The organism is Pseudonocardia sp. HH130630-07, assembly GCF_001698125.1.
GTDB lineage: Bacteria > Actinomycetota > Actinomycetes > Mycobacteriales > Pseudonocardiaceae > Pseudonocardia.
Genome location: NZ_CP013854.1, coordinates 1281267 through 1299519 on the forward strand (window position 1 = coordinate 1281267; position 18253 = coordinate 1299519).

The 18253-nt window shown below is 73.0% G+C and carries 18 protein-coding genes; 5 read left to right on the forward strand and 13 right to left on the reverse strand.

Annotated elements, in window-relative coordinates:
• Window positions 1-97 precede the first annotated feature (97 nt).
• The 6 genes from AFB00_RS06110 to AFB00_RS06135 form a co-directional block, all read right to left on the reverse strand.
• Window positions 98-328 carry a YbdD/YjiX family protein gene (locus tag AFB00_RS06110; RefSeq protein WP_083275310.1) on the reverse strand — a complete coding sequence of 77 codons (231 nt, stop codon included), beginning with the start codon at window positions 326-328 and terminating at the stop codon, window positions 98-100.
• Window positions 286-2535 (reverse strand): carbon starvation CstA family protein, encoded by a 2250-nt coding sequence (locus tag AFB00_RS06115; RefSeq protein ID WP_068796420.1) that lies wholly within the window; start codon window positions 2533-2535, stop codon window positions 286-288. Before AFB00_RS06115 ends, AFB00_RS06110 begins: the two co-directional genes overlap by 43 nt.
• A 106-nt stretch (window positions 2536-2641) precedes the next feature.
• Window positions 2642-3163 carry a general stress protein gene (locus AFB00_RS06120; RefSeq protein ID WP_068796421.1) on the reverse strand — a complete coding sequence of 174 codons (522 nt, stop codon included), beginning with the start codon at window positions 3161-3163 and terminating at the stop codon, window positions 2642-2644.
• A gap of 211 nt (window positions 3164-3374) precedes the next feature.
• Window positions 3375-4577, reverse strand: coding sequence for an acyl-CoA dehydrogenase family protein (locus AFB00_RS06125; RefSeq protein WP_068796422.1), 1203 nt, complete (start codon window positions 4575-4577; stop codon window positions 3375-3377).
• 46 nt (window positions 4578-4623) lie between these two features.
• Window positions 4624-5583 (reverse strand): HpcH/HpaI aldolase/citrate lyase family protein, encoded by a 960-nt coding sequence (locus AFB00_RS06130; RefSeq protein ID WP_068796423.1) that lies wholly within the window; start codon window positions 5581-5583, stop codon window positions 4624-4626.
• 124 nt (window positions 5584-5707) lie between these two features.
• Entirely contained in the window at window positions 5708-6658 is a 951-nt protein-coding gene (locus tag AFB00_RS06135; RefSeq protein WP_231974249.1) for a PhzF family phenazine biosynthesis protein, read from the reverse strand.
• 74 nt (window positions 6659-6732) lie between these two features.
• Here AFB00_RS06135 and AFB00_RS06140 point away from each other — a divergent pair, with 74 nt between their 5' ends.
• Complete coding sequence (locus tag AFB00_RS06140; RefSeq protein WP_068796424.1) at window positions 6733-8043, forward strand: magnesium transporter MgtE N-terminal domain-containing protein; 1311 nt, start codon at window positions 6733-6735, stop codon at window positions 8041-8043.
• Window positions 8036-8626, forward strand: coding sequence for a DUF1003 domain-containing protein (locus AFB00_RS06145; protein ID WP_068796425.1), 591 nt, complete (start codon window positions 8036-8038; stop codon window positions 8624-8626). Before AFB00_RS06140 ends, AFB00_RS06145 begins: the two co-directional genes overlap by 8 nt.
• Here AFB00_RS06145 and AFB00_RS06150 read toward each other — a convergent pair.
• A complete protein-coding gene (locus AFB00_RS06150) occupies window positions 8616-9098 on the reverse strand; it encodes a MarR family winged helix-turn-helix transcriptional regulator (protein ID WP_068796426.1) in 483 nt (160 codons plus the stop codon). The two genes, AFB00_RS06145 and AFB00_RS06150, sit on opposite strands and share 11 nt — an antisense overlap.
• Window positions 9099-9220: 122 nt before the next feature.
• On the opposite strand from AFB00_RS06150, the gene AFB00_RS06155 reads away from it, so the two are divergent.
• Window positions 9221-10369 carry an Mrp/NBP35 family ATP-binding protein gene (locus AFB00_RS06155; RefSeq protein WP_068796427.1) on the forward strand — a complete coding sequence of 383 codons (1149 nt, stop codon included), beginning with the start codon at window positions 9221-9223 and terminating at the stop codon, window positions 10367-10369.
• A 14-nt stretch (window positions 10370-10383) separates the two neighbouring features.
• Here the strand turns inward: AFB00_RS06155 and AFB00_RS06160 are convergent, their stop codons facing one another.
• The 6 genes from AFB00_RS06160 to AFB00_RS06185 all read right to left on the reverse strand — a co-directional run bounded on the left by AFB00_RS06160 (window position 10384) and on the right by AFB00_RS06185 (window position 15711).
• Window positions 10384-11301 (reverse strand): sugar phosphate isomerase/epimerase family protein, encoded by a 918-nt coding sequence (locus AFB00_RS06160; protein WP_068796428.1) that lies wholly within the window; start codon window positions 11299-11301, stop codon window positions 10384-10386.
• 69 nt (window positions 11302-11370) lie between these two features.
• Window positions 11371-12627: an aspartate aminotransferase family protein gene (locus AFB00_RS06165; RefSeq protein WP_068796429.1), complete on the reverse strand. Its 1257-nt coding sequence runs from the start codon at window positions 12625-12627 to the stop codon at window positions 11371-11373.
• 115 nt (window positions 12628-12742) lie between these two features.
• A complete protein-coding gene (locus AFB00_RS06170) occupies window positions 12743-13672 on the reverse strand; it encodes an AEC family transporter (protein WP_068796430.1) in 930 nt (309 codons plus the stop codon).
• A 70-nt stretch (window positions 13673-13742) separates the two neighbouring features.
• Window positions 13743-14435 (reverse strand): GntR family transcriptional regulator, encoded by a 693-nt coding sequence (locus tag AFB00_RS06175; protein WP_083275312.1) that lies wholly within the window; start codon window positions 14433-14435, stop codon window positions 13743-13745.
• A gap of 7 nt (window positions 14436-14442) precedes the next feature.
• The gene (locus tag AFB00_RS06180; protein ID WP_068796431.1) at window positions 14443-15171 is read right to left on the reverse strand and encodes a maleate cis-trans isomerase family protein; all 729 of its coding nucleotides are present in this window, start codon (window positions 15169-15171) and stop codon (window positions 14443-14445) included.
• A gap of 42 nt (window positions 15172-15213) precedes the next feature.
• Window positions 15214-15711: a DUF3830 family protein gene (locus AFB00_RS06185; RefSeq protein ID WP_068796432.1), complete on the reverse strand. Its 498-nt coding sequence runs from the start codon at window positions 15709-15711 to the stop codon at window positions 15214-15216.
• Window positions 15712-15838: 127 nt separating this feature from the next.
• Here AFB00_RS06185 and AFB00_RS06190 point away from each other — a divergent pair, with 127 nt between their 5' ends.
• Together AFB00_RS06190 and AFB00_RS06195 are read left to right on the forward strand one after the other, a co-directional pair.
• Window positions 15839-16837: a D-2-hydroxyacid dehydrogenase gene (locus AFB00_RS06190; RefSeq protein WP_068796433.1), complete on the forward strand. Its 999-nt coding sequence runs from the start codon at window positions 15839-15841 to the stop codon at window positions 16835-16837.
• A complete protein-coding gene (locus AFB00_RS06195; RefSeq protein ID WP_068796434.1) occupies window positions 16834-18243 on the forward strand; it encodes an amidase in 1410 nt (469 codons plus the stop codon). Before AFB00_RS06190 ends, AFB00_RS06195 begins: the two co-directional genes overlap by 4 nt.
• The last annotated feature ends 10 nt before the right edge of the window (window positions 18244-18253 follow it).

Genomic DNA, 18253 nt, shown 5'->3' on the forward strand with positions numbered 1-18253 from the left:
ATCCTGCCCGTCGGATCGCCCCACATCCAACCTCGACGCGCCCGGGCGACCCGGCCGGGCGCGATCGTGGGGCCGTCCGGCCCCGGGGCCGGACGGATCAGCAGCAGCGGCCCTGCGGGTTGCGCTCCTGGTGGTCGGTCCGGGCCCGCCAGTACTCCCGCTCGGTCATCGGCGGGTGGTCGTGCCCGGTCCGGCGGTGGTGGTCGAGGTAGCGCTCGTAGAGGTCCGCCCCGATCACGCCGCGCCACCACCGGTGCAGGCCGCGCAGCCCGTCGAGGACCGGCCTCAGTGCCCCGGCCTGGCCGGGGCGCCCACGGTCTCCGTCCACTGCTTCTCCAGCTCCTTCTCCGCCGGGGTGGCGATGATCCCGGCCGGTGCGTAGCGCCGCGACGGCACCGGCGGCTCCTCGTTGTCCGGCCGGCCACCCATGCTGACCGACTTCCAGGTGGCCAGGACGGCCGTGACGATCACGATGATCGCCAGCGTCACGAACAGGATCGACAGCGTCCCCTGGATGAAGGTGTTGCGGACGACCGCCGCCATCGCCGCCGGCGTCCCCGCCGTGCCGAAGCTCGTCTCACCGGCCGCGATCGCCTCCCGGAACGCGAAGTGCTGCGCCCAGTACCCGATCGCCGGCTTCGGCGAGAAGATCTTGTACATCGACGCGGTGATCGTCACGACCGCCGCGAACGCCAGCGGCACGATGATGATCCACAGGTACCGGACCTGGCCGCGCCGGGCGACCAGCGCCAGGCAGACCGCGAGCGCGATCGCCGCGAGCAGCTGGTTGGCGATGCCGAACAGCGGGAACAGCGTGTTGATGCCGCCGAGCGGGTCGGTCACGCCCATGACCAGGATCGCGCCCCAGCCACCGACCATGAGTGCGGTGCAGATCCAGGCGCCGGCCCGCCACGAGGTGTCCCGGAAGCGCGGGACCACGGTGCCGATGGCGTCCTGCAGCATGAAGCGGGCCACCCGGGTCCCCGCGTCCACCGCGGTGAGGATGAACAGCGCCTCGAACATGATCGCGAAGTGGTACCAGAAGCTCATCATGCCGGGACCGCCGATGAACTGCTGCATGATGTTCGCGAGCCCGACGGCCAGCGTCGGTGCACCACCGGTGCGGGAGACGATCGACTCCTCGCCGACCATCGCCGCCGTCGTCGCCAGCTGGTCCGGGGTGATGTTGACGTTCATCAGCCCGAGCGAGTTCACGAACGCCGCCGCGCCCTCGACGGTGCCCTCGGTCAGCGACGCGGGCACGTTCATCGCGAAGTAGAGCCCGCGGTCGATCGACAGCGCCGCGACCAGCGCCATGATCGCGACGAAGGACTCCATCAGCATGCCGCCGTAGCCGATGAACCGGGACTGGCGCTCCTTCTCCAGCAGCTTGGGCGTGGTGCCCGAGGAGATCAGCGCGTGGAACCCGGACAGTGCACCGCACGCGATGGTGATGAACAGGAACGGGAACAGCGACCCGGCGACGATGGGGCCGTCGTCCCGGCCGGCGAACTCGGAGAACGCCGGCGCCGACAGCTCCGGGCGCACGACGATGATCGCCACCGCGAGCAGCACGATCGTGCCGATCTTCATGAACGTCGACAGGTAGTCCCGCGGGGCGAGCAGCAGCCACACCGGCAGCACCGCCGCGACGAAGCCGTAGACGATCACGCCCCAGGCGATGGTAACCTTGTCCAGGGTGAAGAGCGCGGCTCCCCACTCGGTCTCGGCCACCCAGCCGCCGGAGATGATCGCGACCAGCAGCAGTGCGAACCCGATCCAGGAGACCTCGGAGACCTTGCCCGGGCGCAGGAACCGCAGGTAGACGCCCATGAACAGGGCGATCGGGATGGTCATGCCGACCGAGAACACACCCCACGGGCTCTCGCCGAGGGCGTTCACCACGACCAGCGAGAGCACCGCGATCAGGATGATCATGATGGCGAGGGTCGCGACGAGCGCCGCGATCCCGCCGACCCGGCCCAGCTCCTCGCGGGCCATCTGGCCGAGCGAGCGGCCGCCGCGGCGCATCGAGAAGAACAGCACCAGGTAGTCCTGCACCGCGCCGGCCATGATGACGCCGACGATGATCCAGATCGTGCCGGGCAGGTAGCCCATCTGCGCCGCGAGCACCGGGCCGACCAGCGGCCCGGCGCCGGCGATGGCGGCGAAGTGGTGGCCGTAGAGGACCCGGCGGTCGGTCGGCAGGAAGTCCTGGCCGTTCTCCGAGTGCTCGGCCGGGGTGGCCCGCCGGTCGTCCGGCTTGAGCAGCTTGTCCTCGATGTAGGTCGAGTAGAAGCGGTAGCCGATCAGGTAGGTCGCGACGGCGGCGAACACGAACCAGATCGCGTTCACCGTCTCGCCGCGGACCAGGGCCACCATGACCCAGCCGAGGCCACCCAGCAGCGCGATGGCCGACCAGATCGCGATCTTGACGGGGGTCCAGCGCCGCCGCTCGGCGAGGAACACGTCCTCGTCGACCGCTGCCGGTGGCAGGCCCTGGCCCGCCTCTCCCGCCCGTGACACCTGCGTCATCGAGTGTCCCTTCCCGCCTATGTCCGACGCGCGCACTGTAAGGAGCCGCGGCGGGAAAGGGAACGGGTCGCCGGTACCGGTTGGGCACCGACTTGCGCGCGGTGGGTCAGAACCCCCCGCCGGGGCTGCCCATCGCGAGCCGGGCGAGCATCTCGCGGGCCTGCTCGGCGTTGCGCGGCTCGCACAGGACGTCGTACCGGCCGGCCACCATCTGGCTCGCCGACTGGAAGTCCCGGCGGCCCTTGCTCGCCCCGTAGCCGGCGGCGGCGAAGGCCATGCCGAACACCGCACCGGAGGCCAGGCCGACCAGGATCGGAAGGAAGCTGCCGTCCGGGGAGAACAGGCTGAGCAGCAGACCGACGAACAGACCGAACCAGGCCCCGGACGCCGCGCCGGACGCGAGCACCCGGCCCCAGGTCAGCCGGCCGATGACCCGCTCGACCAGCATCAGGTCGACGCCGACGATCGTCAGGTCCCGGACCGGGAAGTCGGAGTCGGCGAGGTGGTCGACGGCCCGCTGGGCCTCCTCGTACGTCGCGTAGGAGCCGACCGGCCAGCCGGTCGGCGGGGTGGGCAGCTGCGGCAGGCCCGGTGCCGGGCGCGCCTGGCCGCCGAACGGATTGGTCATCGTGCTGTCTCCTTCTCGAACGTCCGACACCCTCCTCAACGCACGAGGGGCACCCGATGTGCCCAGGGAGGATAGCGACGTCCGGAACATCACCCCCGCCGTCCCGCCGCCACCCACCCCGCCGTCGCACTCATGGAGCTTCAGCCTGGTGTGGCCGGGCCGAAGCTCCATGAGTGCTGTCCGGTTCGGGACGGGTGTGACGGGCGGGGCGTCAGCGCAGTTTGTAGTCCCGGAGCAGGCCCCGGGAGATGATCGTCTTCTGGATCTCGCTGGTGCCCTCGCCGATGAGCAGGAACGGGGCCTCCCGCATGAGGCGCTCGATCTCGTACTCCTTGGAGTAGCCGTAGCCGCCGTGGATCCGGAACGAGTCCTCGGTGACCTCCTTGCAGTACTCCGAGGCGAGCATCTTGGCCATCCCGGCCTCGACGTCGTTGCGCTCGCCGCGGTCCTTGAGGCGGGCGGCGTTGACCATCATCAGGTGCGCGGCCTCGACCTTGGTGGCCATCTCGGCGAGCTTGAAGCTGATCGCCTGGTGCCCCGCGATCGGCTTGCCGAAGGTGGAGCGCTGCTGGGCGTACTCCACGCCCAGCTCGAAGGCGCGGATCGCGATGCCGCAGGCACGCGCGGCGACGTTGACCCGGCCGACCTCGACGCCGTCCATCATGTGCGCGAAGCCCTTGCCGCGCTCCCCTCCGAGGATCGCCTCGCCGGACACCTTGTGGCCCGTGAACACCATCTCGGTGGTGTCCACGCCCTTGTAGCCCATCTTGTCGATCTTGCCGGGGATGACGAGACCGGGCGCGACCTCGCCGTAGCCCTCCGGCTTCTCGACCAGGAACGTCGTGAGGTTCTGGTGGGCCTTCTCCGCGCCCTCGTCGGTCCTGACGAGCACCGCGGTCAGGTTGGACGTGCCACCGTTGGTCAGCCACATCTTGGCGCCGTCGATGACATAGTCACCGCTGCCGTCGCTCGACTCGACCGCCCTGGTCTTGATGGCCGCGACGTCCGAGCCGAGGTCGGGCTCGGACATGGAGAACGAGCCGCGGGTCTCGCCGGTGGCCATCTTCGGCAGGTGGCGCTCCTTCTGCGCCTGCGTGCCGTGCTGGCGCAGCATGTAGGCCACGATGAAATGGGTGTTGATCACGCCGGAGACGCTCATCCAGCCGCGCGCGATCTCCTCGACGACGAGCGCGTAGGTCAGCAGCGACTCGCCGAGACCGCCGTACTCCTCCGGGATCATGAGGCCGAACAGCCCCATCTCCTTCATCCCGTCGACGATGTCGGCCGGGTAGGCGTCGGAGTGCTCCAGCGCCGTGGCGTGCGGGATGATCTCCTTGTCGACGAAGCTGCGGACCGTCGACAGGATCTCGGTCTGCACGTCGGTGAGTCCTGCGGTGCGGGCGAGCCGGGCCATGGGTTCCTCCTGAGCGTCTCTGGTCAGTGCCGGTGCCGGTCCCTGCTCAGTCCTGCGGCGGGGTCCACTTCTCGGTGCGGGTCATGCCCGCGGCCCGTCCCTTGCCGGAGATCACCAGTGCCATCTTGCGGCTCGCCTCGTCGATCATCTCGTCGCCGATCATCGCGGCGCCCTTCTTGCCGCCCGCCTCGGACGTGAAGTACTCGTAGGCGTCGAGGATGTTCTCGGCGTGGTCGTAGTCGCCCTGCGCCGGGGAGAACGTCGCGTTCGCGGCCTCGATCTGACCGGGGTGCAGCACCCACTTGCCGTCGAAGCCGAGCGCGGCCGAGCGACCGGCCACCCGCCGGAACGCGTCGACGTCCTTGATCTGCAGGAACGGGCCGTCGATGGCCTGCTTGTCGTGCGCACGGGCCGCCATCAGGATCGACATGAGGATGTGGTGGTAGGCGTCGCCGACGTCGTAGCCGGGCGGCTGCTCGCCGACGACCAGCGACTTCATGTTGATCGAGGCCATGAAGTCGGCCGGGCCGAAGATGATCGTCTCGACCCGCGGGGACGCGGTGGCGATCGCGTTCACGTTCGTCAGGCCCAGCGCGTTCTCGATCTGGGCCTCGATCCCGATCCTCCCGGCCTCGTGCCCGACGGCCTTCTCGATCTGGGTCAGCAGCAGGTCCAGCGCGACGATCTGCTCGGGCGTCTGCACCTTCGGCAGCATGATCGCGTCGAGGTTCGCGCCGGCGCCCTCGACCACCTCGACGACGTCGCGGTAGGTCCACTCGGTCGTCCAGTCGTTGACCCGGACCACACGCAGCTTCTCGCCCCAGCCGCCCTCGTTGAGCGCCTCGACGATCGTCGTCCGCGCGCCCGGCTTCGCCAGCGGGGCGCACGCGTCCTCCAGGTCGAGGAACACCTGGTCGGAGTCCAGTGTCCGGGCCTTGTCGATGAACTTCTGGCTCGAACCGGGCACCGCCAGGCAGGACCGGCGGGGGCGGAGGGTGGTGCTCACAGGCGCAGCTCCTCGTCGAGTGTCGTCCTCGGGCTGCTCCGATGCTGGCACGCCGCCGGGCCGAACGCCCCGCGCAGGTGATTGGTTTCTCACCCGCCGGTGGTCAGGTCGGGTTACCCGCGGGTCACTCCCGTTCCGGCGGCGGGGCGAGGGAACCGGTGGCCACCGGGACGACGGTGCCGCCCACCCAGGTCGCGACCGGCCGGCCCCCCTCGGTGCGGACGCCCGCGTGCAGGGTCGACGGCCGTCCCATCTCCACCCCCTGGGTGACGACGAAGGAGTGCTCGCCGTCGTCGGACACCAGGCCGCGGTCGGCCAGGAACACCCCGAGCGCGACGGCGGCGGACCCGGTCGCCGGGTCCTCCGAGACACCGATGCCGTTGCCGAACATCCGGGCGTGCACCCGCTCGGCGGTGCCGTCGACGGACGCGACGAACAGCCCGGACGCATCCCCGGTCACCTCGGCCAGCGCCGCCGGGTCCGGTGCGGTGCGGGCCACCGCGTCCGGGTGGACCAGCAGGATCGCGTAGTCCACCCCGGCCCCGGCCAGGCCGGGTGCCGCGGCGCCGTCGACGTCGTCCGGGCCGAGCCCGACGGCGGCGGCCAGCCGGGTCGCGTCCAGCTCGGCGCCGACGGACGGGGTCCTGCCCTGCACCCGGGCGCCGGTGCCGTCGACCCGCACCGGCAGCAGCCCGGCGCCGCACTCCTGGATCCGGTCGCCGTGGCCGATGACGCCGTCCCGGGCCAGCACCCAGGCGGCACCGACGCTCGGGTGCCCGGCGAACGGCAGCTCGCGGGCCGGGGTGAAGATCCGGAGGCGGTAGTCGGCCTCGTCGTCGCCGTCCCCGGTCGGGGGCAGCGGGAAGACCGTCTCGGACAGGTTGAACTCGGTCGCGACGGCCTGCATCCGCGCGGTGGACAGCGCCTCGGCACCGTGCACGACGGCCAGCGGGTTGCCCGCGTACGGGCGGTCGGTGAAGACGTCGACGACGTCGTAGCGGAGGGGGTCGGGACCCGGCACGTGCCCGGTCGCACCGGACGTGCCGTCGGGGGCGTCGCTGCTGGACTCGCTCACGTGGGCGCAGCCTAATCGTCCGTGGACTGCGCGCCGCCCGGCCCCGGGCCCGCACCGGCTCTAGGCTCCCCCGCATGGCCTCGGCACGGGTGTTCGTCGCGCGGATGGCCGGACTGGCCGTCTTCGGCCCGGACGGCGAGCGGATCGGGAAGGTCCGCGACGTCGTCGTGTCGCTGCGCGTCGACAGCCATCCGCCGCGGGTGCTGGGCCTGGTCGTGGACCTGTCGGCCCGGCGGAGCATCTTCGTGCCGATGCTGCGGGTCTCCGACATCGCGCCGACCGCGGTGACGCTGGCCAGCGGCACCGTCAGCCTGCGCGGCTTCGACCAGCGGCCGAACGAGACCCTGGTCGTCGGGGAGCTGCTGAACTCCACCGTGTCGGTGCGGGACTCCGGCCTGTCCGGGGCCGTCGTGGACGCCGCGATCGAGCCGACCCGGACCAGGGACTGGGCGATCACGAAGGTCGCCGTCCGGTTCCGGCGGGCCCGGCTGTCCCGGCGGGCCCGGGTCGAGGTGCACGGCTGGGAGGCACTCTCCGGGCTGGACGTCGCCGCCACCCAGGGCGCCGACCGGCTGCTCGCGGTGTTCGACACGATGCGCCCGGCCGACGTCGCCGCGGCGCTGTCCCGGCTGCCCGACGAGCGCCAGCGCCAGGTCGTCGACGCCCTCGACGACGAGCGGCTGGCCGACGTGTTCGAGGAGCTGTCGGAGTCCGACCAGCGCGAGCTGCTGGCCTACCTCGACGACGACCGGGCCGCCGACGTGCTGGAGGCGATGAGCCCGGACGACGCGGCCGACCTGCTGGGCGAGCTGCCCGACGACGAGGCCGGCCGGCTGCTCGAGCTGATGGAGCCCGACGAGTCCGAGCCGGTGCGCCGGCTGATGCGCTACGAGTGGGACACCGCGGGCGGGCTCATGACCCCCGAGCCGATCACCCTGGCACCCGACGCGACGGTCGCCGAGGCACTGGCCAGGGCCCGGCACCCGGAGGTCCCGCCCGCACTGGCCTCGATGGTGTTCGTGGTCCGGCCGCCGACCGCCACGCCGACCGGGCGCTACCTCGGCTGCGTGCACGTCCAGCAGCTGCTGCGGGCGGCACCGTTCGAGCTGGTGGCGGGCATGGTGGACACCGACCTGGCCCAGCTCGGCCCAGAGGCGGGGCTCGGCGAGGTGACCCGGTGGTTCGCCAGCTACAACCTGGTCGCCGGCCCGGTCGTCGACGCCGAGGACCACCTGCTCGGCGCGGTCACCGTGGACGACGTACTGGACCACCTGCTGCCGCAGGGCTGGCGGGACCGGGAGCTGGGCCCGTCCGAGGTCGGCCCCGGCACCGCGAACGGCGGCGCGACCGGCACGGCGACCGGCACGGAGGTGCGCGGTGCCTGAGCCCGCTCCCGGACGGCGGCTGGACCAGCCGCGGCTCGCCCGGCGCCGTTTCGAGATGGACCCGGACGGGTTCGCCCGGTTCTCCGAGAAGATCGCCCGGTTCCTCGGCACCGGGCGGTTCCTCGCCATCCAGACGGTCATCGTGGTGGTCTGGATCGCGCTGAACCTGATCGCCTGGCGGATCCAGTGGGACCCGTACCCGTTCATCCTGCTCAACCTGGCGTTCTCCACCCAGGCCGCGTACGCGGCGCCGCTGATCCTGCTGGCCCAGAACCGCCAGGACGACCGGGACCGGATCGCGCTGGACGAGGACCGGCGCCGGGCGGAGCGGACCAAGGCCGACACCGAGTTCCTCGCCCGCGAGCTGGCGGCGCTGCGCCTCGCCGTCGGGGAGACCGCCAGCCGGGACTACCTGCGCGGCGAGCTGGAGAAGCTGACCGACCGGCTGGACGACGCGGTGGCCAGGGCGGCGGCGGGCACCGGCCCCGCGGTCGAGCCCGGCGACCGCCGGAAGGGACGGCGCAAGGACCGGCACACCGACGCGCCGGGCGGCGATCCCGCCGCCCGCCGGCTCAGGGGATGAGCTTGCGGCTGATCCGCGCCAGCTCGGCGAGGTCGGCCGGGTCGAGGCGGTCGGCGAAGTGCCGCCGCACCCCGCGCAGGTGCGTGGTCGAGGCGATCCGCAGCCGCTCCTGCCCGGCGTCGGTCAGGGTGGCGGTCACCCCGCGCCCGTCCTCGGCGACCTTCGCCCGCAGCACCAGACCCGAACGCTCCAGCCGGTCCACCAACCGGGTGACGCCGGAGCGCGACAGCAGCACCGCCTCCGCCAGCTCGGTCATCCGCAGCCGGTGCTCCGGCGCCTCGGACAGCTGCACGAGGACGTCGTAGGCGGCCAGCGAGAGCTTCTGCTCGGCCTCCAGCTCGCTCTCCAGCATCCGCGTGACACCGGCGTGGGCACGCAGGAAGGTGCGCCAGGACGCCATCTCGTCGTGGGTGGGCAGCTCCGGCCGCCGACCCGGGCAATCGCGCCCCGGGGCGCCGACCGTGTCGCTCACCGCGACGATGCTAGGGGGCGGTACCCGTACGGCGGACACCCTGGTGCCGGGAGGCACACCCGGGTGCAGACTTCCCGCACGTAGCATGGGGTGGTCCCGAGAGGAAAGAGGTCGTTGCGCCCATGTCCGTCACCGGCAGCACCAGCACCGTCACCGAGGCCGTGCGCGCCGCCCTCGGCACCGTCGAGGACCCGGAGATCCACAAACCGATCACCGAGCTGGGGATGGTCAAGAGCGTCACCGTCTCCGACGCCGGCCTCGCCCACGTCGGCGTCTACCTGACCGTCGCGGGCTGCCCGATGCGGGAGACCATCACCTCCCGGGTCACCGAGGCGGTGTCGAAGGTCCCCGGCGTCGAGCGGGTCGAGGTCGAGCTCGACGTGATGAGCGACGAGCAGCGCACGGAGCTGCGCCGGTCGCTGCGCGGCGACTCCGACGAGCCGGTGATCCCGTTCGCCCAGCCCGGCTCGCTGACCCGGGTCTACTGCGTGGCCTCCGGCAAGGGCGGGGTCGGCAAGTCCTCGGTCACCGTGAACCTGGCCGCGGCGATGGCCCGGCGCGGCCTGAAGGTCGGCGTGGTCGACGCCGACATCTACGGCCACTCCGTGCCCCGCATGATCGGCGCGGCGGACCGGCCGACCAAGGTCGACAACATGATCATGCCGCCGCAGTCGCACGACGTGAAGGTCATCTCGATCGGCATGTTCACCGACGGGAACACCCCCGTCGTGTGGCGCGGGCCGATGCTGCACCGGGCGCTGCAGCAGTTCCTGGCCGACGTGTTCTGGGGCGACCTGGACATCCTGCTGCTGGACCTGCCCCCGGGCACCGGTGACGTCGCCATCTCCACCGCGCAGCTCGTGCCGAACGCCGAGCTGCTCGTCGTCACGACGCCGCAGCAGGCGGCGGCCGAGGTCGCCGAGCGCGCCGGGGCGATCTCCACCCAGACCCGGCAGCGCCTGGCCGGCGTCGTGGAGAACATGTCGTGGCTGGAGATGCCCGACGGCTCGCGCAACGAGCTGTTCGGCTCCGGTGGTGGCCGGACCGTCGCCGACTCGCTGTCGACGATCCTCGGTGCACCGGTGCCGCTGCTCGGCCAGATCCCGCTGGACGTGGCGCTGCGCGAGGGCGGGGACGCCGGCGTCCCGATCGTGCTCGGGCAGCCCGGGTCCGCCGCGGCGCAGGCGCTGGACGGGGTCGCCGAGAAGCTCACCGTCCGCTCCCGCGGCCTGGCCGGGATGAGCCTGAACATCTCGCCCGTCGGGCGCTGAGCCGCCCGCGCGGTTCAGCCGCGCGGGCGCCCCAGGTCGAGCGCACCGGCGCCGCACCCCGCGAGGAAGGTGTGCGTGCGCCGGGCGATCGGCAGCGGCCGCTCCGGCGGGCACGGGTACATGTCCTGCTCGACGATCGCGAACAGGTCCCGGCCGAGACCGGCCGCCGCGTCGAGGACCGGGCCGAGCGGCGGGACGCCGCGCGGCGGCTCGCACATCACCCCGCGCCGGACCGCCTCGGGGAACGTGAGGTCCTCGTTCTCGACCTCGTCGAGGACGTCCGGATCGACCTGCTTGAGGTGCAGGTAACCGATCCGGTCGGGGTGGCGGCGGATCAGGCCGAGGTTGTCACCGCGGTAGTACGCCACGTGCCCGGTGTCGAGGCACAGCCCGACCCACCGCGGGTCGGTGTCGGCGAGGAACCGCTCGATGTCGCGCTGGTGGCCGACGTGGGAGTCGGCGTGGCTGTGGAACTGCACGCGCAGGCCGTACTCCTCGGACACCCGGCGGCCCAGCTCGTCCATCCCGCCGGTGAGGCGCCGCCACGCTCCGGGGTCGAGCGCCGGGCTCTCCAGCGCGGCGCCGGTCCGGTGGTCCCGCCAGGGCTCCGGGATCACGACGAGGTGCTCGCCGCCGGTCGCCCTGGTCAGCGCGGCGACGTCGGTGACCTGGGCCCAGACGTCGGCGAACGAGTCCGGCCGGTGCAGGTGCTCGAACACGGTGCCGGCCGAGACCCGCAGGCCGTGCTCGTCGAGCCGGTCGGACAGCTCGGCCGGGTCGGTCGGCAGGTAACCGTAGGGGCCCAGCTCGATCCAGTCGTAGCCCGCCGCCGCGACCTCGGCGAGGAAGCGGCCGGCCGGGGTCTGCTCCGGGTCCGACGGGAACCACACACCCCACGAGTCCGGTGCCGAGCCGATCGTGATGCGCGCCATGCCGCCGCCCTCCCCGCCTCCGACCGGTCGTCACTATGTCATGACAAAGTGGTCGGAGGCGAGGGGTGCTCAGCCGAGCGCGCCGGCGAGCGCCTTGGACCAGAGCGCGAGGCCCTCGTCGACCTGCTCGGCCGTCACGACCAGCGGCGGGATCATCCGGACGACGTTGCCGTACACCCCGCAGGTCAGCAGCAGCAGGCCCTGCTCCGCGGCGGCGGCGTGCACCTTCGCGGCGGTGGCACCGTCCGGCTCGCCCTCGGCGTCGACGAACTCGATGCCCACCATGAGGCCCCGGCCGCGGACGTCGCCGATCGCGGCGACCCCTTGCGCGGCGGCGCGGACCCCGGCCACCAGGCGCTCGCCCTGCACCCGGGAGTTCTCCACCAGGTTCTCCCCCAGCACGACGTCCAGGGTGGCGACGGCGGCCGCGCAGGCCACCGCGTTGCCGCCGTAGGTCCCGCCCTGCGAGCCGGGCCAGGCCTTCTCCATCAGCGCCTTCGGGGCGGCGATCGCCGACAGCGGGAAGCCGGAGGCGAGGCCCTTCGCCGTCACGATGACGTCCGGCACGACACCCTCGGCGTGCTGGTGGCCCCAGAACTTCCCGGTGCGGCCGTAGCCGGTCTGCACCTCGTCGGCGATCAGCAGGATGCCGTGCCGGTCGGCCCGCTCGCGCAGGCCCTGCAGGAACGCGGCCGGCGTCGGCACGTAGCCGCCCTCGCCCAGCACCGGCTCGACGATGAACGCCGCGACGTCCGCCGCCGGGGCGGTGCTCGCGAGCTGGCGGTCCAGCTCGGTCAGCGCGAACTCGACGGCCTGTTCCTCCGACCAGCCGTAGCGGTAGGCGTAGGGGAACGGCGCGAACGCGACGCCGCCCATCATCGGGCCGATCCCCGCACGGATCTTGGCGCCGGAGGTGGTGAGCGCGGCCGCGCCCATCGTGCGGCCGTGGAAGCCGCCGTCGAACGCGACGATCAGCTGCCGGCCGGTCGCCTGCCGGGCGAGCCGGACCGACGCCTCGACGGCCTCGGAGCCGGAGTTGGTGAAGAACACCGTGTCGATGCCCTCGGGCAGCACCTGCCCCATCCGCTCGACGAGGGTGAGCAGCGGCTGGTGCATGACCGTCGTGTACTGGCCGTGGATCAGGGTCGCGACCTGCTCCTGGGCCGCCTGGACCACGGCCGGGTGGCAGTGCCCGGTCGAGGTGACGCCGATGCCTGCGGTGAAGTCGAGGTGGCGGCGGCCCTCGGTGTCGAACAGGTAGACGCCTTCGCCACGGGCGGCCTGGACCGGGGTGGCCTGCTTCAGCAGCGGGGACAGCTGTGCCATGGGTTCTCAAGCTCCTGTGCGTCGAAGGTCCGGCCGAGTTGTCGAGTTGTCGACAATCTCAGGGAAGCACGCCGGGCGGACGCGGGGCAAGGCCCCCGGCGGGGCTTCGCGGGACTCAGCCGAGCACGGCCGCGATGACCAGCAGCACCGGGACCGAGGCGATCGTCGACGCCAGCGCCGACTCCCGGGCCACCGCGACCGCACGGTCGTAGCGCACCGCGTAACCGAACACGTTCTGCGCGGTCGGCAGGGCGGCCAGGACGACGGCGGCCAGCAACGCCGGCCCGGTCAGGCCCAGCACCCACCCGGCGAGCACCCAGGCCAGCAGCGGGTGCACGACGTTCTTGATCGCCACCGCCGACCACACCGACACCGCGGTCTCCCCGGTGCCCGGGAGCCGGGCCCCGTACAGCGAGATGCCGAACGCGAGCAGCATCGCCGGCACCGCCAGGTCGGCGAGCAGCTCGACCGGGGCCAGCACGGCCTCGGGCAGCACGACGCCGGTGCCCGAGACGACCAGCCCGGCCGCCGTCGCGATCGCGATCGGGTTGCGCAGCGGTGCGAACACCACCCGGGCCCAGCCCGGCCGCTCGCCGCGGCCGTCGCCGGGCACGATGTCGAGCAGCGTGGTGAACAGCGGGGTCAGGATCGCCAGCTGGAACAGCAGGACCGGGGCGACGGTCGCGGGATCGCCGAGCACGTAGGTCGCGATCGGGATGCCGAGGTTGCCGGCGTTGACGTAGCCCGACGCCATCGACCCGACGACGGTCTCCCCCGCCGGGCGGCGGCGCGCCAGCGCGAGCGGCACGAACAACGCGCAGGCCACGGCGCTGGTCACGGCGGTGACCAGCAGTGCCGAGGAGAAGACCGCACCGACGTCGGCCCGGGACAGCGTGGTGAACAGCAGGGCGGGCGAGGCGACGAAGAACGCCGTGCGGGCCAGCACCCGCGAGCCGGACTCGCCGAGCATCCCGCCCCGGCCCAGCACGTACCCGACGGCGACGACGACCCCGATGACCAGGAAACCCTCGAGAACGCCCGTCACGTGCCCAGATGTTACGGAGGCGAACGACCGTGCGGGCCGCGGAACGCACCGGTTCACACCGGCCGGGTGCTCAGGCGGCCCCGGGCATCGCGGCCAGGATCCGCGCGACGGCGTCGTCCATGTGCGCCGCCAGGCGGTCCAGCAGCAGCTCGGTCCGGCCGTCGCGCAGCGCGTCCCGCAGGCGCTCGTGCTCGGCCAGCAACGCCGGCGCCGGCGGCGCGGTCTGCTGGAAGGCGGCCAGGCACATCCGGGTCTCGACGAGCAGGCCGTCGGTCATCCGGCGCAGCCGCGGACTGCCCGACGCGGCGACCAGCGCGGCGTGGAAGTCGTGGTCGGAATCGGCGAGGGCCACGGCGTCACCCGCCGCGGCGGCCGCCGTCATCGCACCGAGCGGCACCTCCAGCGCCGCGACCGCGGCCACCCGGTCCCCCGCCAGCACCTGCAGTGCCGCGGCCCGCTCGACCGCGGTCCGGGCCAGGTAGACGTCCCGGACGTCGTCAGGCCCCAGCTCGCGCACGAACAGGCCGCGGTGCCGCTCGCTGCGCAGCAGTCCCTCGGCGACCAGCCGCTGCATCGCCTCGCGCAGCGGCCCGCGGCTCACCCCGAGCCGGCCGGCCAGGTCCACCTCGCCGAGCTGGGTGCCCGGCGCGAACGTCCCGCGCATGATCGCGGAGCGGATCCGGTCCGCGACGATCTCCGCCGTCGACCGGCGGCTGACCGGTTCCAGCCCGCCGCCGTCCGGCTCGTCGAGTCCCTGGCGCACCCGGCCCTCACCCCTTCCGGAACAGCGTCCCGAGCCCGGGGCGGTCGATGTCGGCGCCGGCCAGGCGCAGTCCCTGCCAGATGCTCACCTGGTTGGCGGTCAGCACCGGCCTGCCCACCCGCTCGTCGAGCGCGTCGAGCACCTCCACCGTGTGCAGCGCCGTGTCCGGCAGCAGCACCGCGTCGGCCCCCGGCGCGTCGGAGGAGACCGCGGCGGCGAACTCCAGCACCGTCGACGACGGCAGGGTCCCGACCTCCGCGGCGGTGATGATGTCCCGCGCGGAGACGGTCAGCACGGTGATGCCGTGGTGGGTCAGGAAGTCGACGAAGGCCGCCGCGACGTCCGGCGGGTAGGTGGCGCCCACCGCGACCGTCGTGACGCCGAGCCGCCGGCACGCGTCCACGAAGGCGAACGACGTGCTCGACGCGGGCACCCCGGCCGCCTCCTCCAGCGCCGCCGCCTGCCGGGCCGCACCCTCGGGACCGAAGATGAAGCTGCCCGAGGTGCACGCCCAGACGATCGCGTCGAGCGGCCCGGCCGCGGCGGCGACCCGCCCGGCCGCCTCGGCCAGGACGTCGTCGCCACCGATGTCGAGCAGCGCGTCCTCCCGGTGCGCGTCCACCTTCATCTCCGAGTGGACCAGCGGGAGCCTGCTGCCGTCGGCGAGGAGCCTCTCGGCGCGGGGGTAGTCGTCCTCCGCGGAGTATCCGGGGTACAGGATGCCGACCGTGCTCATGTTGTCGACAATCCTACAGAGACCGGGGTCGCCGCAAGGGGGTCAGCCGACCCGCGAGTAGACGAGCCGCTCGCCGACGCTGCCGGAGCGCCAGACGTCGTGGCAGGCCGCCGCCATCTCCTCCAGCCCCTCGACGATCGTCGCGACGACGTTCCCCGGGACCCAGCCCACGTCGCCGTTGAGCAGCAGGTTGTTCCGGCCGTAGAAGATCGCCAGGTCGATCCCGCCCTGCTCGGCGTCGATGCCCTGGTCGTCCTTGAACGCCGAGTCGAGCATGCCGCCGTGGAAGTCGAAGTAGCAGACGTCGCCCGGGATCGGCGTGACGGTCGGGTTCTCCTGCCCGATCCGCGGGCCGAACCGGGGGACGATCGTGTAGACCTCGTTGCGCGCGTACTTGGCGTGCTGCGCGTCGCCGCCCAGCGGTCCGTCCGCGAGCGCGTCCCACACGGCGGCCGCGGTCCGGGGCGCCTGCTCCTCGAGCAGTTCCGCGGTGCACGCGACGCCGCGCTTCTCGAGCTCGATCCGGATCAGCTTGGCCATCTCACGATCCCTTCGTCACGACGGTGGGGTGGGGAACACTCCGCCGGATAGGCGGATTGTTGACAATCCTAGGTGCGGTTCCTAGCGTGTCAACGCCACCCGCGCTTCCCACCGACAGGATCTCCAGTTGCCGGTTTCCGCAGGTCAGGACCCCATCACCCTCACCGTTCTGCACGGCGGCGAGACCCCGCCCGGGCTGTCGTCGCGGATCGGTGACACGCGTCTCCGCCTCGCCTCGACGCCCGACGAGCTGGCCGCCGCGCTGCCCGGCAGCGACGCGCTGCTCACCTGGGACTTCACTTCCGACGCGGTGAAGCAGGTCTGGACGGAGCAGGGCACGACCGCGCTGCGGTGGGTGCACACCGCGAGCGCCGGTGTCGACCGGGTCGCGTTCCCCGAGCTGCTCGCCGCGCCGGTGACGCTGACCAACTCCCGCGGCGTCTTCGACCGGCCGATGGCGGAGTTCGTGCTGGGCGCGGTGCTCGCCTTCGCCAAGGACACCGCGCGCTCGCTGGCCCTGCAGCGCGAGCGGACCTGGCGGCACCGGGAGACCGAGACGGTCGCCGGCTCGGTCGCGACCGTCGTCGGCAGCGGCCCGATCGGGCACGCCATCGCGGACCTGCTCGGTGCGGTCGGGATGACCGTCCGGCTGGTCGGGCGGCGCGCCGCGGACGGCGTGCACGCGTTCGACGAGCTGCCCGGCCTGCTCCCGGACACCGACCACCTCGTCCTCGCCGCGCCGCTGACCGACGCGACCCGCGGCATGCTGCACCGGGGGACGATCGCGCTGCTGCCCGAACGCGCCCGGGTGATCAACGTCGGCCGCGGCCCGCTGGTCGTGCAGGACGACCTGACCGGGGCGCTGGCCACCGGGCGGCTCGCCGGGGCCGCGCTCGACGTGTTCGAGGTCGAGCCGCTGCCCGCGGACTCGCCGCTGTGGGCGATGGAGAACGTGCTGCTCTCCCCGCACATGTCCGGCGACGTGGTCGGCTGGAAGGACATGCTGGTCGACCTGTTCGCCGACAACCTCGCCCGCTTCACCGATGGCCGCGACCTGCGCAACGTCGTGGACCCCGAACGCGGGTACGTCAGCACCCCGAACACCGCCACCGGAGGGACCTCGTGAGCGAGACGACCGCGGACCTGAGCGCCACCGAGCTGCTCGACGGCTACCGGACCGGCGAGATCTCCCCGGTCCGGGCCACCCGGGACGCGCTGGACCGGATCACCGAACACGACGGCGCGGTCAACGCGTTCTGCCTGGTCGACGCGGACTCCGCGCTCGCCTCGGCCACGGAGTCCGAGGCCCGGTGGCGGGCCGGTACGCCGATCGGGCCGCTGGACGGGGTGCCCACCTCGATCAAGGACATGCTCCTGACGATCGGCTGGCCGACGCGGCGCGGCTCGACGACGACCTCACCCGACGGCCCGTTCGAGGTCGACGGCCCGCCGGTCGCCAGGGTCCGCGCCGCGGGTGCGGTGCTCATCGGCAAGAACACCACCCCGGAGCTGGCCTGGAAGGGGGTCACGGACTCGCCGCTGACCGGCGTCACCACGAACCCGTGGGACCCGGCGCTGACGGCGGGCGGGTCCTCCGGCGGCTCGGCCTCGGCGGTCGGGCTCGGCATGGGCCCGCTGTCGCTGGGCACCGACGCCGGCGGCTCGGTCCGGATCCCGGCCGCGTTCACCGGCACCGTCGCGCACAAGCCGACCTACGGCCGGATCGCGCACTACCCGGGATCAGCGTTCGGCACGCTCGCCCACGTCGGCCCGATGACCCGCACGGTGGCCGACGCCGCGCTGCTCCACGACGTCGTCGCCCAGCCCGACGTCCGTGACCCGTGGGTGTTCGACGTCCCGGCGGAGTCGGCCGTCGAGCGGCTCGCCGGCGGGGCGCGGGGCCTGCGGATCGCGTTCTCCCCGACGCTCGGCTTCGTCGACGTCGACCCGGAGGTCGCCGCGCTGGTCGCGGACGCGGTCGCGGTGTTCGCCCGGGAGCTGGGTGCCACCGTCGAGACGGCCGATCCCGGCTTCGCCGACCCGGTGGAGCCCTTCCACACCCTGTGGTTCGCCGCGGCCGCGAAGTCGCTGGAGCCGATCGGTGCCCGGGCCCGGGAGGCGATGGACCCGGCCCTGGTCGAGATCGCCGAGCAGGGCGCCGCGGTGTCCGCGCTGGACTACCTGGGCGCGATGGCCGTACGCAACGAGCTCGGCACCCTGATGGGTGCCTTCCACGAGACCTACGACCTGCTGCTGACCCCGACCCTGCCGATCACCGCGTTCCCCGGTGGCCGGGAGGTGCCCGAGGGCTGGCACGACCCGCGCTGGACGTCGTGGACGCCGTTCACCTACCCGTTCAACATGACCCAGCAGCCCGCGACGTCGGTGCCGTGCGGGTTCACCTCGGCCGGGCTCCCGGTCGGGCTGCAGGTCGTGGGGCCGCGGCACGCCGACGCGCGGGTGCTGGCCGCCGCGCACGCCTACCAGCGGGCGACGGAGCACCACCTGCGCCGCCCGCCGCTGCTGGGCTGAGCGGGGCGGG

Bases quoted from the DNA above. Each gene is read 5' to 3' on its own strand.
- AFB00_RS06185 (WP_068796432.1), bottom strand. From the start codon at position 15,711: ATGGCCAAGCTGATCCGGATCGAGCTCGAGAAGCGCGGCGTCGCGTGC.
- AFB00_RS06140 (WP_068796424.1), top strand. From the start codon at position 6,733: ATGGCCTCGGCACGGGTGTTCGTCGCGCGGATGGCCGGACTGGCCGTC.
- AFB00_RS06125 (WP_068796422.1), bottom strand. From the start codon at position 4,577: ATGGCCCGGCTCGCCCGCACCGCAGGACTCACCGACGTGCAGACCGAG.
- AFB00_RS06180 (WP_068796431.1), bottom strand. From the start codon at position 15,171: ATGAGCACGGTCGGCATCCTGTACCCCGGATACTCCGCGGAGGACGAC.
- AFB00_RS06165 (WP_068796429.1), bottom strand. From the start codon at position 12,627: ATGGCACAGCTGTCCCCGCTGCTGAAGCAGGCCACCCCGGTCCAGGCC.
- AFB00_RS06160 (WP_068796428.1), bottom strand. From the start codon at position 11,301: ATGGCGCGCATCACGATCGGCTCGGCACCGGACTCGTGGGGTGTGTGG.
- AFB00_RS06155 (WP_068796427.1), top strand. From the start codon at position 9,221: ATGTCCGTCACCGGCAGCACCAGCACCGTCACCGAGGCCGTGCGCGCC.
- AFB00_RS06115 (WP_068796420.1), bottom strand. From the start codon at position 2,535: ATGACGCAGGTGTCACGGGCGGGAGAGGCGGGCCAGGGCCTGCCACCG.
- AFB00_RS06120 (WP_068796421.1), bottom strand. From the start codon at position 3,163: ATGACCAATCCGTTCGGCGGCCAGGCGCGCCCGGCACCGGGCCTGCCG.